This is a genomic window from Palleronia caenipelagi (assembly GCF_007004065.1).
Taxonomy (GTDB): Bacteria; Pseudomonadota; Alphaproteobacteria; order Rhodobacterales; family Rhodobacteraceae; genus Palleronia; species Palleronia caenipelagi.
Genome location: NZ_VFSV01000025.1, coordinates 1 through 12,653 on the forward strand (window position 1 = coordinate 1; position 12,653 = coordinate 12,653).

13 protein-coding genes are annotated in these 12,653 nt (G+C 58.8%); 9 read left to right on the forward strand and 4 right to left on the reverse strand.

Going from position 1 to position 12,653, the window contains the following annotated elements; genetic code table 11:
• A partial coding sequence (locus FEV53_RS20890; protein WP_185962199.1) for a hypothetical protein occupies positions 1–336 on the forward strand: 336 nt, incomplete at its 5' end.
• 38 nt (positions 337–374) lie between these two features.
• Here the strand turns inward: FEV53_RS20890 and FEV53_RS20895 are convergent.
• The gene (locus tag FEV53_RS20895) at positions 375–716 is read right to left on the reverse strand and encodes a hypothetical protein (RefSeq protein WP_185962204.1); all 342 of its coding nucleotides are present in this window, start codon (positions 714–716) and stop codon (positions 375–377) included.
• Positions 717–787: 71 nt separating this feature from the next.
• Between FEV53_RS20895 and FEV53_RS13150 the strand changes: the two genes are divergently transcribed.
• Positions 788–1,633: an NAD(P)/FAD-dependent oxidoreductase gene (locus FEV53_RS13150; RefSeq protein ID WP_246100815.1), complete on the forward strand. Its 846-nt coding sequence runs from the start codon at positions 788–790 to the stop codon at positions 1,631–1,633.
• A 494-nt stretch (positions 1,634–2,127) separates the two neighbouring features.
• Here FEV53_RS13150 and FEV53_RS13155 read toward each other — a convergent pair whose 3' ends face one another.
• Positions 2,128–2,481, reverse strand: coding sequence for a type II toxin-antitoxin system RelE/ParE family toxin (locus FEV53_RS13155; RefSeq protein WP_142835284.1), 354 nt, complete (start codon positions 2,479–2,481; stop codon positions 2,128–2,130).
• Positions 2,471–2,740 carry a ribbon-helix-helix domain-containing protein gene (locus FEV53_RS13160; RefSeq protein ID WP_142835285.1) on the reverse strand — a complete coding sequence of 90 codons (270 nt, stop codon included), beginning with the start codon at positions 2,738–2,740 and terminating at the stop codon, positions 2,471–2,473. Before FEV53_RS13160 ends, FEV53_RS13155 begins: the two co-directional genes overlap by 11 nt.
• Positions 2,741–2,855: 115 nt before the next feature.
• On the opposite strand from FEV53_RS13160, the gene FEV53_RS13165 reads away from it, so the two are divergent.
• The 4 genes from FEV53_RS13165 to repC all read left to right on the forward strand — a co-directional run bounded on the left by FEV53_RS13165 (position 2,856) and on the right by repC (position 8,006).
• Entirely contained in the window at positions 2,856–4,148 is a 1,293-nt protein-coding gene (locus tag FEV53_RS13165) for a DUF7986 domain-containing protein (RefSeq protein WP_142835286.1), read from the forward strand.
• Between the two features lie 396 nt (positions 4,149–4,544).
• Complete coding sequence (gene repA / locus FEV53_RS13170; RefSeq protein WP_142835287.1) at positions 4,545–5,744, forward strand: plasmid partitioning protein RepA; 1,200 nt, start codon at positions 4,545–4,547, stop codon at positions 5,742–5,744.
• Positions 5,744–6,712 (forward strand): plasmid partitioning protein RepB, encoded by a 969-nt coding sequence (gene repB / locus FEV53_RS13175; protein WP_246100816.1) that lies wholly within the window; start codon positions 5,744–5,746, stop codon positions 6,710–6,712. The genes repA and repB overlap by 1 nt, the downstream gene beginning before the upstream one ends.
• A 208-nt stretch (positions 6,713–6,920) precedes the next feature.
• A complete protein-coding gene (gene repC, locus FEV53_RS13180; protein ID WP_246100817.1) occupies positions 6,921–8,006 on the forward strand; it encodes a plasmid replication protein RepC in 1,086 nt (361 codons plus the stop codon).
• Between the two features lie 719 nt (positions 8,007–8,725).
• On the opposite strand, the gene FEV53_RS13185 is transcribed toward repC, so the two are convergent.
• A complete protein-coding gene (locus FEV53_RS13185) occupies positions 8,726–9,820 on the reverse strand; it encodes a Fic family protein (RefSeq protein WP_142835289.1) in 1,095 nt (364 codons plus the stop codon).
• A 183-nt stretch (positions 9,821–10,003) separates the two neighbouring features.
• Between FEV53_RS13185 and FEV53_RS13190 the strand changes: the two genes are divergently transcribed.
• The 3 genes from FEV53_RS13190 (at position 10,004) to FEV53_RS13200 (ending at position 12,354) form a co-directional block, all read left to right on the forward strand.
• Positions 10,004–10,273, forward strand: coding sequence for a WGR domain-containing protein (locus FEV53_RS13190; protein ID WP_142835290.1), 270 nt, complete (start codon positions 10,004–10,006; stop codon positions 10,271–10,273).
• Positions 10,274–10,366: 93 nt separating this feature from the next.
• Complete coding sequence (locus FEV53_RS13195) at positions 10,367–11,800, forward strand: DUF6880 family protein (protein ID WP_142835291.1); 1,434 nt, start codon at positions 10,367–10,369, stop codon at positions 11,798–11,800.
• A 149-nt stretch (positions 11,801–11,949) separates the two neighbouring features.
• Entirely contained in the window at positions 11,950–12,354 is a 405-nt protein-coding gene (locus tag FEV53_RS13200) for a phasin family protein (RefSeq protein WP_142835292.1), read from the forward strand.
• Positions 12,355–12,653: the final 299 nt, after the last annotated feature.

Sequence of the window (12,653 nt, forward strand, 5' to 3'; positions counted from 1 at the left end):
ATAATTCTCGGTTATCGTTACAGCGGCAAAACAGCTTGGCCGCTTACAGGGCGTCGTGCGATCGCCTATGCGCGTGACGGAGCGCGAGCGATCATAGTCGAGGATGGGCTGATCCGTGCGCTCTGGACGCGGGCCGCCAGCATCGCTCACCTGCCCGGAATTCTTGCAAACCCGTTCCCTATCGCCAAGGACATCGATCAGTCCTGGATGGCGGAATCCTGCGACTCCGTGCCGGGCATGTCGGACTGGGACTGCTCGGGGGATCGCGTGGAGTATTGTGTAGACCTTTTCCTGGACATGCTCGAATACGTGGTTGTGCACAACCGTGTTGCATAAACCATTCGTTGAACGCAGCTCCCCCTTTCCCCGCCGGTTCAGATGACACGCTCGTAGGCCGCGCGACCGAGGTCGGTCATGCGGTTGAGGGCTTTGACGGCGATTAGAGTCTCGGTCGTCTGGCTCTCCATATTTCGACCTCGTAGCGCGGGTCCGATCACCTGCTTGTAGCGACCGATCTGGGCTTCGACACGGGAGCGCTGACCGTAGCCGGTCGCCTTTTGCCATGCGATGCGACCGTGGTCGGCGTTCATCTGGATATGGACATTGCGGGTCGCGCAATCGCCCGCGACGGCGTTGCCCGGTGGCGGAATGATCACCTCCACATCCGGCCAGAAGACATCTCCGCTTGTGAGGCAACTCGGAACGGCACGCTTCACCTAGCTCACGCCGCCTCAGGCTGTCTGATCTGCAGAGCCGCTTTCGTCAGGGCAACCGCATCGGCGCGCCAGTGAGGCTTCTGGACCGGGCCGAAACCGCGCGCCGCACCGGGTCGATGGCCTTCCACGGCAGCCTCTTCGATCCGCGCGCCGGCACCGCGCAGCCGTTGGCCTATTGCCGCGGCCTTGCACAGGCGGCGCGGCGGGCAGGAGCCCGCATTTTCGAGCACGCCCCGATCACCCGGATCGGCCATGACGGCATCGACTGGATCGTCGTTGTTCGAGGCGACGCAGTCTACGCGACCCATCTGCTGCTCGCGACGAACGCCTATGCTGAGGCACTGGAAGGCGCGCCGGACCCGGCCTTCGTTCCGGTGTATTTCAGCCAGTTTGCCACGGCTCCGCTGACGGGGGCGCAACGGGCCACGATCCTGCCCGGCGGCGAAGGCTGCTGGGATACGGGCAGGGTCATGAGCTCGCTGCGGCTTGACCGGGACGGACGGTTGATCATCGGCGGGGTCGGCAATGTCGCCGGGCCGCAAGGCGCTGTGCATCGGGCCTGGGCTGCGCGCAAGCTGGCGCAGATCTACCCGGAGCTGGCCGGAACGCCATTCGAGCACGAATGGTCCGGAGCGATTGCCATGACTGCCGATCACCTGCCAAAAGTTGTATCGATTGGGCCACGTGCGCTGTCCGTTTATGGCTATTCGGACCGGGGGATCGCTCCGGGGACGGTGTTCGGCCGAGCGGCTGCCCGGGCGCTGTTGCATGGGGACCCAACCGCGTTACCGCTCGCCATCGCGCAGAACCATACCGAGCGCTTCAAGACCCTGCGCACCCTCTCATATGAAGTAGGCGCGACAGCGATGCACGCCACACGCCCTGCACCGTTTCTGACTCACAGACATCCACGATAGTATCGACAAGAAAGGAACGTGATCCGGCAGTTCCGGATCCTGATAGAGACCGCCCACGGTACCTTCACATATTATGAGATTTAACTCGATATGTGCAAGATATGGCATTTATGCACACAACTAGAGAGCCATTGATCACCGACTCCATCGGGCTCCTTCCCAGACCAATCTCTTCCGCCTTATCCCCCGCCCTGATCGCGCTCCGCCTAGAAAAACAAGGCCCCTGCCCCTCTGCTCAAAGCCAGAGCCACCCCTTGCACTCATTTGCAATCGACCGTTTACTAACGATACCTGTGATTGCAGGACCTGCTTAACTGCGCTCCGACAAGCATGATGATTGTTCTCCATGGCCTGATGAACTCACCGTCGTCAGATCAATTTGGCGCGGAACATATCCTTCGTGTTGACGACCGGGATGAACGGCCCGTGATGAGGACATCGGTGGCTTTGGGGCCACCAATTTCAGTTTACGTCAAAGTCCCGCTTCGCCACGCTCAAACGCGACCCGTCCGGATCCGGGCGAGCACGTGGGAGTGGTGGTCCTGGCCACCGTAGAAGACGGCGAGAACCCGGAGTTCCTCTAGCGCTTCGGTGAGGGTGAAGTAAAAGATCGCCCGATCTTTCGTCACGTGTCTCATCCCGCTTAGGATATCGTCGTGACGCTCGCCCTGAAACGCAGCCGTGCCCAGCGCCTCCATTGTGGTTTCAACCTTGCGCAGACGATCTGCCGCTCTGTCGAAAGCCTCGGATGGGCTGTCGCCAAAATCCTGATAGGTTAGAAAGAGATGATCGAAGATCGCCTCAAGATCGTCATCACAGGCGGTGCTGCGGACAACCCTAAAGGCCATGTTGGAGGCGCTTGCGGGCGAGCATCGTCTCGGTCCGGCAGCGGCCGTCCTCGGCCGGGACAAAATCGCCATCCGCCCGCGCCTGGAAAAAGGCCCGAAGCGCGTTCAGCTCGGCCTCTTCCCGCTCGGCTTCGGCCCGCAAAAGTTCCAGACCGCGCTGCACCACCGCACTGACGCTGGCATATTTGCCATCCGCGACGAGGGCGCGGGCGAAGCTGTCCTGTTGCTCGGATAAGGAAACGGAGGCTTTGACAGACATGGGTGAGCTCCTTTTATGCTACTCAGTAGTAATTCTATTTCCCTCTTCATTCAAGGGATCTGGCCAACCGGCGCCGTTTGCGATTTGTATCAGGCGGAGCAAACAGGGAGTCCTCATGAGCGGTCGCATTGATCTCTCCGCCCTCCTCAACTTCATTGCACAGGAGCAACTGTGGCACGACCGTTTACAGGAGGTGGTCGGCGAGCATCCGCATCCCACGATGGAGGAGTTCGACCTCGGGTCAGAGGATCTCGAGGAACTGCTGGGCGAGTCCGCGACGATGCTGCTCTGGGGCTGCGGGTTTGAGGACTTTCTCGCCCGGCGCTACCCGGACGGAAATATCATCGATCTCTATCTCAAGCGCCGGGGTTGGGCCGAGACCGAAGCAAACCGCGCCTATTTTGCGGCGCTCCGGGACACGCCTGTCAGCCTTTACGAGGTCAGTGACGTGCGTCCCGGACACTCCATGGTGCTGCGCGACCTGCTGACCGGCGCGGATCCGGTAGCCGTGCAGGAGAAGAGCGCGACCCAGAGCCTGCATCAATGGGACCGAATTGCGGTGCGCGTGGTCCCTTGGGAAGATCACTTTGTCATGTCCGGGGCCGCCCTACCCTACACCGCCGACGCCACCGCGATGCTCCTTGACGCACTCCGCGACGAGGATGGCAGCCCCGTTCAGATCACGCGCGAGATCCTGTTCGGCCTCGCGTCGCTCTTCACCGGGATCTGGCTCGGAACCGAACTGGAGCGGATGCTGGATCAGGAGGAGCCGGAAATCCTTAATCGCGACGGCGATCCGCTGATGTTCCACGAGCTGCGCTTTCCCTTTGCCAAGGGCGTCACCCAAAAGCAGATCGCGCCTGTGCTGAACAAACGCCGTGACATGATGTCGGAGGGATCGAAATCATGGGTCTGGATTGAGACAGGCAAGATCCGGCACAGCACCGCCAGCGAAGGCTATCCGGTCTTCGGCTCGGTGGAGCTGAAGGGCCGCGCGCTAATCGTGAATGTCGATTCCGCGGCCCGCGCCGCCAAGGCCGAAGCCGTGATCACCGACCTTCTGGGCGAGGTCCTGCGCCCGCCTTTGACAAGCATCGAAACCGTTGGACAAGTCAGCGCAGCGAACGACGCCACTGCCTGTGACGACGGCGCGATCCCACCTGAACTGGTGCAGCAGATCCTTCAGGAGCAGATGGACCTGCATTATCGCAGCACCCTCGACAGCCCGCTGCCGATGCTCGACGGCCTTTCCCCCCGAGAGGCCGCCCGCGATCCGTCAACGCGGGATAAGGTGGTCGGCTGGCTCAAGCACCTCGAAAACGGTAGCGCCCGGAGCAACGCTGCCATCGCGGGCTATGACTTCACCTGGATGTGGCACGAGCTCGGAGTGATGGACGGCCGTCGATAAGCTACCGCCGGACCGCTCAGCGGGAAAGGGGTGCAAAAATTGCGCTCCGGATGTCTGAGGGCCCGCAGGAACAAATCCCAGAATCACCCCGCCACGCGACCTTCTGCAACCGTGACAGACGAAGCGGGCCAAAGATTGATGAAAAAGGAAGAGAAATTTCGCAGCGTGATCTTGTGCCTCGCGATGGTTCTTTTTCCTCTCACAATCAGCGCATTAGGAACACATAGTGTCACAGTCAGCTTTGACGCTGTGGATAACTTTCCGCCATCTTTATATTTTTCTTGCCGGACTCAGATGTTCGTGGCATTTCAGTTCTGACAGTAAAAAGCGTCAGACAGGGCTTTTACCGTCAAAACGATAATGAGCCTTAAAAAAGGCCATGACAGGCGGCAGAGCATGGACGATGCGAACAAAAGCTATGCGCAAGGCATAGGGTCTTCGGATATAGGGAAATTTGCCGACAGTCTTGCGGAATCGCTAGACCGGCAGATGAAGGTTGCATTCGAACCAGAGGAACGGAAATCCTTGCGCCGCTTCAGTTCCACAGAGGTTGCCGAATTATTACGCGTCAGCACATCAAACCTACGCAATCGCCACAAAGATGGCAGCTTCCCGGAAGTTCACACAGACGGGCGCGGCCACAGATTTTACACGGCCGAAGAAATTGACGAACTTCGCAACATTTTGACGCGGACAGGGAAGAACGCTGACGCGTACCGACCCGGGCGCCGCAGCAACGACAGCCTTCAGATCATATCAGTCGTTAATTTCAAAGGCGGAAGCTCGAAGACGACAGCGACGATCCATTTGGCACACAGGTATGCGCTCCGCGGTTACCGGGTTCTGGTGCTGGATCTTGATCCGCAAGCCAGCTTAACAACCTTTTTCGGCTTCCGTCCGGAACTAGAGTTTGTGGAAGGTGGTACGATTTATGATGCTTTGAAGTATGAAGATCAGGTCCCCCTCTCAGAGGTAATTCAGAAAACATACTTTCATAACCTCAACATGGTCCCGGCTGGCTTGATGCTGTCTGAATACGAAACCGAGACAGCAAACGCACTGGCAAACCGCGTTCAACCAATATTTGCCGAGCGTTTGGCGTTAGCGTTGGAAGAAGTTGAATCTGGCTACGATATTGTGCTGATCGATTGCCCTCCGCAGTTGGGCTTTCTGACATTGACCGCTTTGGCGGCGTCTACGGGTCTGCTAGTGACCGTGGTTCCTGGCATGCTAGACATCGCCTCAATGAGCCAGTTTCTCAAGCTTGCTTCGGAAACCGTCAAAGCCGTCGAAGAGGCGATTGGGCGACATGTCACTTGGGACTTCGTAAAGTTCCTGATCACACGGTACGAGCCCTCGGACGGGCCGCAAACGCAAATGGCTGGGTACCTACGTTCAATCCTTGCTGGCCAAGTCATGACTGAACCGATGCTGAAGTCGACAGCAATTTCTGACGCAGGCATGACTCAGCAAACGATATACGAGGTAGACCCGAGCCAGCTCATTCGGAAGACCATTGATCGGGCTTTGACCAGCGTAAATAGCGTTGCCGATGAGCTGGAGCAGACAATCCAAATGGCATGGGGACGTCGCTGATGGCCCGAAATATCTTCAACCAACCCCGGAAGGACGAGGAAGAGTCGGCAGGCCCCTCCCCTGCCCCGATCAAGTCCTCGAAGCTACCTGGCTCGGTTGGTGGATTGCGGGAATCTCTCCGAGAGATCACTGCCAATTCGATCCGAGATATCGATCCCGATCGGATCGATATGGATGGTCTTCGAGATCGCCTGATCCTGGAAGACAGTAGCATAGAAGATCTCGCAGAGAGCATTCGTAAGCATGGTCAGCAAGTGCCGATCATGGTTCGCCCCTCTGACCAACCGGATCGATATCGCATCATCTACGGACGTCGTAGACTTGCAGCCATTCGAAAATTTGGTGGAACCGTCAAAGCGATCGTTCGAACACTCGATGACGATGCTTCTCTGATCGCCCAAGGTCAGGAAAACAACCTGCGTCTGGATCCGTCCTTCATTGAAAAATCTCTTTTTATCAGAGAGATGCAAGAAGCCGGTTACAAGCCCAGTGTCATTCAGGACGCTCTGGGCCTCACCCGACAAGGTGTGTCGAACCATCGTGTAGTCTTAGAGCAACTGCCTGACGAGCTTATCCGACTTATCGGTCCGGCTCATGGCATCGGTCGACGCCAATGGGGTGATCTCGCGGCCCTTTCAGAGAAGGTTCCGCTTGTTGACATTGCACGTGAGATACTTGCCGGTCTCCCTGACACCACTCCAAGCTCAGACAAGTTTCAAACTATCTACGTCGCTTGCACCAGCGAGGCGCGTGGAACGACCAACCAAAGCGCCCGCAGCCAAACGACCGTGGTAAAGGACAAAAGTGATCGTCCTGTCGGCACACTTTCGGTCGATGGCAAATCTATCGCTATCAAAATCACCCGCAAGGACAATCCAGGATTCTGCCAATGGCTCGAAGAGCGCGCGGCAACCACGCTGCAAGAGCTTTTCGAACAATGGCAGAATGAGAGAGGCTCGGGGAACTAATCCCCGGTCGCAACCAAAACACGAGCAGAGGAGAAAGGCGAAGACCAAAAAGAAAGAGCCCCCCAAGGTTTCCCCCGGAGAGCCCTCATCATCTGATTAGCATCTTTGATGTAGCAATCTCCGACATAGCGGTCAAGGGTCACCGATTCGGTGGACACTGTTTTATTGCCTCTTCTTGCCACGACCGGCGTGAAGTGTCGGGGAAGTTATGGGTCGCAATGGTCGTCGTTCAACAAACATGGCATTTACAAAGCTCTCAGTTCAGACCTCCGACGAAGACAAGGGCATCCCTGTCGCGTCAACACCTGAAACCGACATCTGGGCAGTCTTCCGCGCACTCAGAGACGCGCGCAGCCTGTTCGGTCTCCGTCCAGGTCATGTTCAAACACTCCAAGCGATGCTGAGCTTTCTCAGGCCTGGACACGGGGATACAGTTTTCGCTTCCAACGACCAAATATGCCGCCGAATTGGTGGGATTGATGAACGTACCCTCCGTAGGCATATTGATCGCTTTGTCGAACTTGGTTTAATGGCGCGCCACGACAGTCCTAATCGCAAGAGATATCGAGTGAAATCCTCCGGTGGTCAGTCCATTAGCTATGGCCTGTCGCTAACTCCGTTTCTGGCGCGTGCCGACGAACTACTTGCAGCAGCCCAAGAAATGGAAAACTCACGTCGTGATCGCGTCTTCTTGCGGAAGCAAATACTAACCAGACTTGCACAACTCGATGAATTTGATCCCGAGAACGAACTCTCTGTTCACGTGCGCAGAGTTCTCCGCCGGAAACTCTCGGTCGCAGAATATCGTGCTTTCCTCGATGAGGTCAAAGCTCAATGTGAACAGATGTCCACCGCGGTGGACCTGCCAAAAGCAACGAAACTGCCCGCCAACGACGGACAAACTGTCCGCCACCAATCTAAGTCTAAAAAAGAACAAAAAGATTCAGAAAGACCGAGCGACAAGACAATACCGCCCGTCGAGCAACTCACATCAGTTTGCGAACAAGCCGCGTCTTTTGCTCCAACTCCACTCAGAAACTGGCATGACGTCGAAAGACACGCCAGAACACTCGCTCCAATGATGGGAATCCACGAAAGCACCTTTGATAAGGCTACAGCAAAGGTAGGATCCAAAAACGCATCATGCGCAATATTCATAATTCTACAAATGAGTAATGGCATCCGACATTTAGCAGCGTACTTTCACAGCATCACCCTCGGTCGCAGAGAATCTGACTTCCATCCAACCCTGCTGCTCGAGCGGCTGTCTCGCTCAGATCAAGCTAATGCATAGTGTCCACCGCGGTGGACATTTCGAGAGACAAAAAGCTGTAAAAAAAGGAGGGGTAATATCCCAAGAGCAGCTTCCGTCAACCGTCGTGGGGAAAACCTGATCACAAAATCGCTGAGAAAATCACTAGGTCGCCGTTCCGGAGAACCCCATCGACAAACTCACTCTCAGCCACTCCAACGCCAGCGCATCAAGGCCTACATTCCGGTCCAGGAACTCGCCGAAGACATCGTGTGCCACAGGTTAATACAGATCGTGATCGTCTACCCCGTTTTGCCTGATGGTGGGTCTGAGACCGGTGAGTTAGAAATCTGTGCTCCCGGTCGCCCCGTTCGTCGCGGCAAAGGTCACTAAAGAAGCTCACAACATTGAGGTCCCGCCCCTGCCCTCCTCGAGATCGATGACAAGGACAAAATAACGTGGGATTTACTCTTCACTTGGCACTGTCACAGACGTTGGCAGTCCTTTGCTTCCAGCGGGCTGTATCGCAATGCGTGCGACCCCGTCGAAATCGCTGAAAACTGATATCCGGTGGGTTCGGCCGTCATCACCAACCTAATGCCGGTCTCAGCTTGTATGACATCTCCGGTAAAACCACCTTCGCAGACGTCACTCTCGTCCGGCTCGGCCACGACGCCTGGGCGTTTCAATGTCGAATGCCTGTCCTGCAGAATGGCCCCGTCAGGACGGGCGACGCAACAGGCGCATGATGCGCCCGGGTTTCACCGCCCCTCCGATACGTCCAGAAAGAGGTTCACCAGAGCGACGTTGACAAAGTAGTTGTGCTTTCCCGACCGGTGTTTTTCGACGAAACCAGTTTCAGCCAGGGCATCGAGATATTTGGCGGCGGTCTGGCGGCTGACTGACAGATCCCGCTGAAGGTACTCGATCCGGGTATAGGGATGGCGGAACAGGTTGTTCAGAAGGTCCTGGCTGTAGATTTTCGGCATCTCGCGCCGAAGCCGGTGTTTCACCTCCGTCATCTGCTGGCGGATCTCCGCGACAATCTCGGAGGTCGTGGCGGAGGTCTCGGTCACAGCGTCCAACATATAGACGACCCAGCTCTCCCAGTCTCCGGTGTCCCGAACGGCTTGCAGGTGATGATAGTAGTCCCCCTTGTTCCGAGTGATGAAGCGCGACAGGTACAGCACGGGAATGTCCAGTAACCCTGTTCGGGTCAGGTAAAGGACATTGACGATGCGCCCAATGCGTCCATTGCCATCGGCAAACGGATGGATGCTTTCAAACTGATGATGAATGAGCGCCATTTTGATCAGGGGATCCAGGTCGCAGAGATCATCGACGTTGATGAACTTTTCGAGCGCCGTCATGTGTTCGATGATCTCGCGGGCGTCCTGGGGTGGAACAAAGACGATCTGGCCGGTTTGCTCGTTCTTGAGTGCCGTCCCCGGTTTCACGCGAAATCCGTCACTGCGTCCCTTCAGCAGACGGAACATGTCGATCAGCACTGAGTTCGGGATCAAGCCACCCGTATCAAGCAAATGGGCGTAACCCAGTCGCAGCGCATCGCGGTAAAGAGCGACTTCTTTGGCCGCCGGGGATTGCGGATCGTCCGGAAAGAGATCCGCCTGGAACAGCTCGTCCTGTGTGGTCACGATGTTTTCGACCTCGGAGGAGGCTTTGGCCTCCTGAAGGGCCAGCGTATCAATCAGGATGCCCTGGTTCGGGATTGTTTTTGCCTGTCCCTTGAGATCGGCGAGAGCACGGCTTGCGCGAGCGAGGGCTTTCAACACCGGAACGGTCTCGATATCGACCGCGGGAGGCAGAGGGGGGAGGGTGTAGGTCGGCTTTAACATGATCTTCGCCTCACGTTAAGAAATTGGACTTTCGTTAACACGATCTGTGGGCCGTGTCACAAAAATGCGGATCTCTTAACCGGATGAGCCGGTCTGTCCGAGGGGTAGGGAAACAGCCCCTGTCTGCACGGTAGCCGTGTTGTGTCGGCCTTGATATCCTCTGTTATGGAGGTGCTGCGTGCGATGTCTGACGATCCAAACCAGCTGGAGGTCTTCCCCACGGCGCTTGATCTCAAGCGGGTGGAGCTGACCCTGAATATGCGGCGGTTCTACCGGATGAGCGTGCAGCCTGATCTCTTTGGGGGCGCGAGCCTCGTGCGGGAATGGGGGCGGATCGGGTGTCGGGGCCGGGTGCTGATTGAGCACCACGCCGATGAGGGGCAGGCGGTGACGGCTTTGATGAAGCTGGCGGCGGTGAAAACGCGGCGCGGATACAGATCAGCGGACGGGTAGGGCAGGGGCCTCCGGTGTCTGATCCGGACCATCCCGCCTTGACCTCTCATCCCTCTCACGGTGGTATCGCTCAGAACCGAGAGGACCCCTGCCATGGCCGCGAAGGCGTTGAACAAGAAGAACCTTGTGGGTCTCGGGGCCGAGACGCTGGCCGATCTGCTGCTGGAGGCGGTCAAGGGTGATGCGGCGCGGCAGCGGCGGGTGCGGATGGTGCTGAACGCGGAGCAGAGCCCGGCCGAGGCGGCGGCGGAGGTGCGTAAACGCTTCTCCCAGATCCGCCGCGCGAAGAGCTGGCTTGACGGTTCCGCCCAGCGTAAGCTTGCCCGCGAGCTCAAAGAGCTTATCGACCTGATCGGACAGCGGATCGGGCCGGAGGAGGCAAAGACCGGGTTCGAGCTCCTCTGGGCGCTGCTCGGCCTCTCGCCGCAGATCCAGGAGCGCACCGATGACAGTTACGGCGTCATCGGCGATGTGATGGACGCGGCCATGGAGGCAATCGCGGACCTCGCGCCGCGCCTGACCCTCGATCCCGAGGAACTGGCAGGCACCGTCTTCGACGCGCTGATGGACAATGGCTACGGCGAATATGACGGTGCGATCCCGGCGCTGGGCGAGGCGCTGGGACCCAAGGGTCTCGCCCGGCTGAAAACGCTGGCCGAGGCGGCGCGCGCGGCGCCGGTCGAGCCGGTGGATGTGGAGGGCTGCGGCACTCTCGGTGACCCGGCCCGGATCTTCGAGATCCTGCGGGACAGACGGGGTCGCACGTTGGAGACCATCCTGCAGGACGTGGCGGATCTGGAGGGCGATGTGGACGCCTGGCTCGCCCGCTACACGCCCGAACAGCTGACCTATCACACCATCGCCCCCGCCGCCGCGCAGCGCTTGCTGGCCGCCGGTCGGGCGGAGGAGGCGCTGGCGGTCGTGCAAACCTGTCTCGCCCGGCAGGAGGCGCGGGAGCGCGCGTTCGACATTCCCGATGTGGACGAGGCGCATTTCGCCTGTCTCAAAGAGCTGGGCCGGGAGGAGGAGCTGCAGGCCGCCCTCTGGACCCGGTTCGAGACCCGCCTCTGCGTGCCGACCCTGCGCGACTATCTCAAGCGCCTGCCCGATTTCGAGGATGACGAAGCCCTGATCCGGGCGCAGGAGCACGTGTTGGCCCATCCGTCGCTCTGGGACGCGCTGGCCTTCTGCCTCGAGTGGCCCGATCCGGCCCTCGGCGCGCGGCTGGTGCTCAGCCGGGCAGGGGAGCTCGATGGCAACGCCTACGAGATCCTCACCCCCGCCGCCGACGCCCTCGCTCCCGAGCACCCGCTGGCCGCGGTGCTGATCTGGCGGTCGATGATCCTCTTCGCGCTGGAGAAAGCCCGCTCCAGCCGCTACGGCCACGCCGCCCGCCACCTCGCTTCCTGCGCCGCCGCTGAAGCCGCCATCGACGACTATGGTCCCCACCCGGATCACCAGAGCTTCGTCCGCTCCCTGCGCAAGGATCACGGCCGGAAGCACGGCTTCTGGGGCTGGGTCGACTGAGCCGGGCAGGGGGCTCAACCCCTCCCATACCCCGTGCCGTAGCGTCATATGCTGCAATGCAGCATAGCGCTATTGCAGCGCAGCATTCCGCCCCTATCTTCTGTCCCACAAGGACGCAAACACACAGATCCAACCGATAGGAGGCCCCCATGGCTGCCACTGCTAAAAAAGTCGAAACCAAAGTCGAAAACGCCGCCGAGAAGGTGGAGAACAAGGTCGAGAAGCTCGCCGACCGCGCCAGCGCCAACCTGAACGCGGCGACCTCTGAGGCCCGCACCTTCGCCTCGCTCTACACGACCGCGCTGCGCAGCTTTGCCGAGGGAGTGATTGAGGTCGACAAGCTGATCCTGTCGAAGCTCAGCAACGCCGCTTCCGAGACCGTGCAGCAGGGCCAGCAGATCCTGAAGGCCCGCGACGTGAAGACCGCCATCGCCATGACCACCGTCTCCACCCAGTCCACCCTCGACCGCAATGTGTCGGACACCAAAGAAGTCCTCGACCTCGCCAATGCCCGCCTCCAGGAGAGCCTCGAGCCCTTCAAGACCTACGCCTGATCTAATTCCTCCCTGACGGATCAAGCACACACTCCGCCCGCGCAAAACCTGCGCGGGCGGTCGGCGTTTGGGGGGTAAGGTCGGTGTCTGACAGTCAAGGCGCTCGGGCTCGGACCCTTGACGGGTGATCGCTGCCAATGCCCCACATATTACCTATTTATGCGAATTTTGATGGCTAGATATTCGACAGAATGGGGCGGGAAGCTGCCATTCGCTGCTATCACCAACCAACCAGAGCGTCGAACTGGAAGCCGACATTCGTGCGACATTGAGACCGAATGGTTCCCTGCAACGCCGCA

Bases quoted from the DNA above. Each gene is read 5' to 3' on its own strand.
- FEV53_RS13155 (WP_142835284.1), bottom strand. From the start codon at position 2,481: ATGGCCTTTAGGGTTGTCCGCAGCACCGCCTGTGATGACGATCTTGAG.
- FEV53_RS13160 (WP_142835285.1), bottom strand. From the start codon at position 2,740: ATGTCTGTCAAAGCCTCCGTTTCCTTATCCGAGCAACAGGACAGCTTC.
- FEV53_RS13165 (WP_142835286.1), top strand. From the start codon at position 2,856: ATGAGCGGTCGCATTGATCTCTCCGCCCTCCTCAACTTCATTGCACAG.
- repA (WP_142835287.1), top strand. From the start codon at position 4,545: ATGGACGATGCGAACAAAAGCTATGCGCAAGGCATAGGGTCTTCGGAT.
- repB (WP_246100816.1), top strand. From the start codon at position 5,744: ATGGCCCGAAATATCTTCAACCAACCCCGGAAGGACGAGGAAGAGTCG.
- repC (WP_246100817.1), top strand. From the start codon at position 6,921: ATGGGTCGCAATGGTCGTCGTTCAACAAACATGGCATTTACAAAGCTC.
- FEV53_RS13185 (WP_142835289.1), bottom strand. From the start codon at position 9,820: ATGTTAAAGCCGACCTACACCCTCCCCCCTCTGCCTCCCGCGGTCGAT.
- FEV53_RS13190 (WP_142835290.1), top strand. From the start codon at position 10,004: ATGTCTGACGATCCAAACCAGCTGGAGGTCTTCCCCACGGCGCTTGAT.
- FEV53_RS13195 (WP_142835291.1), top strand. From the start codon at position 10,367: ATGGCCGCGAAGGCGTTGAACAAGAAGAACCTTGTGGGTCTCGGGGCC.
- FEV53_RS13200 (WP_142835292.1), top strand. From the start codon at position 11,950: ATGGCTGCCACTGCTAAAAAAGTCGAAACCAAAGTCGAAAACGCCGCC.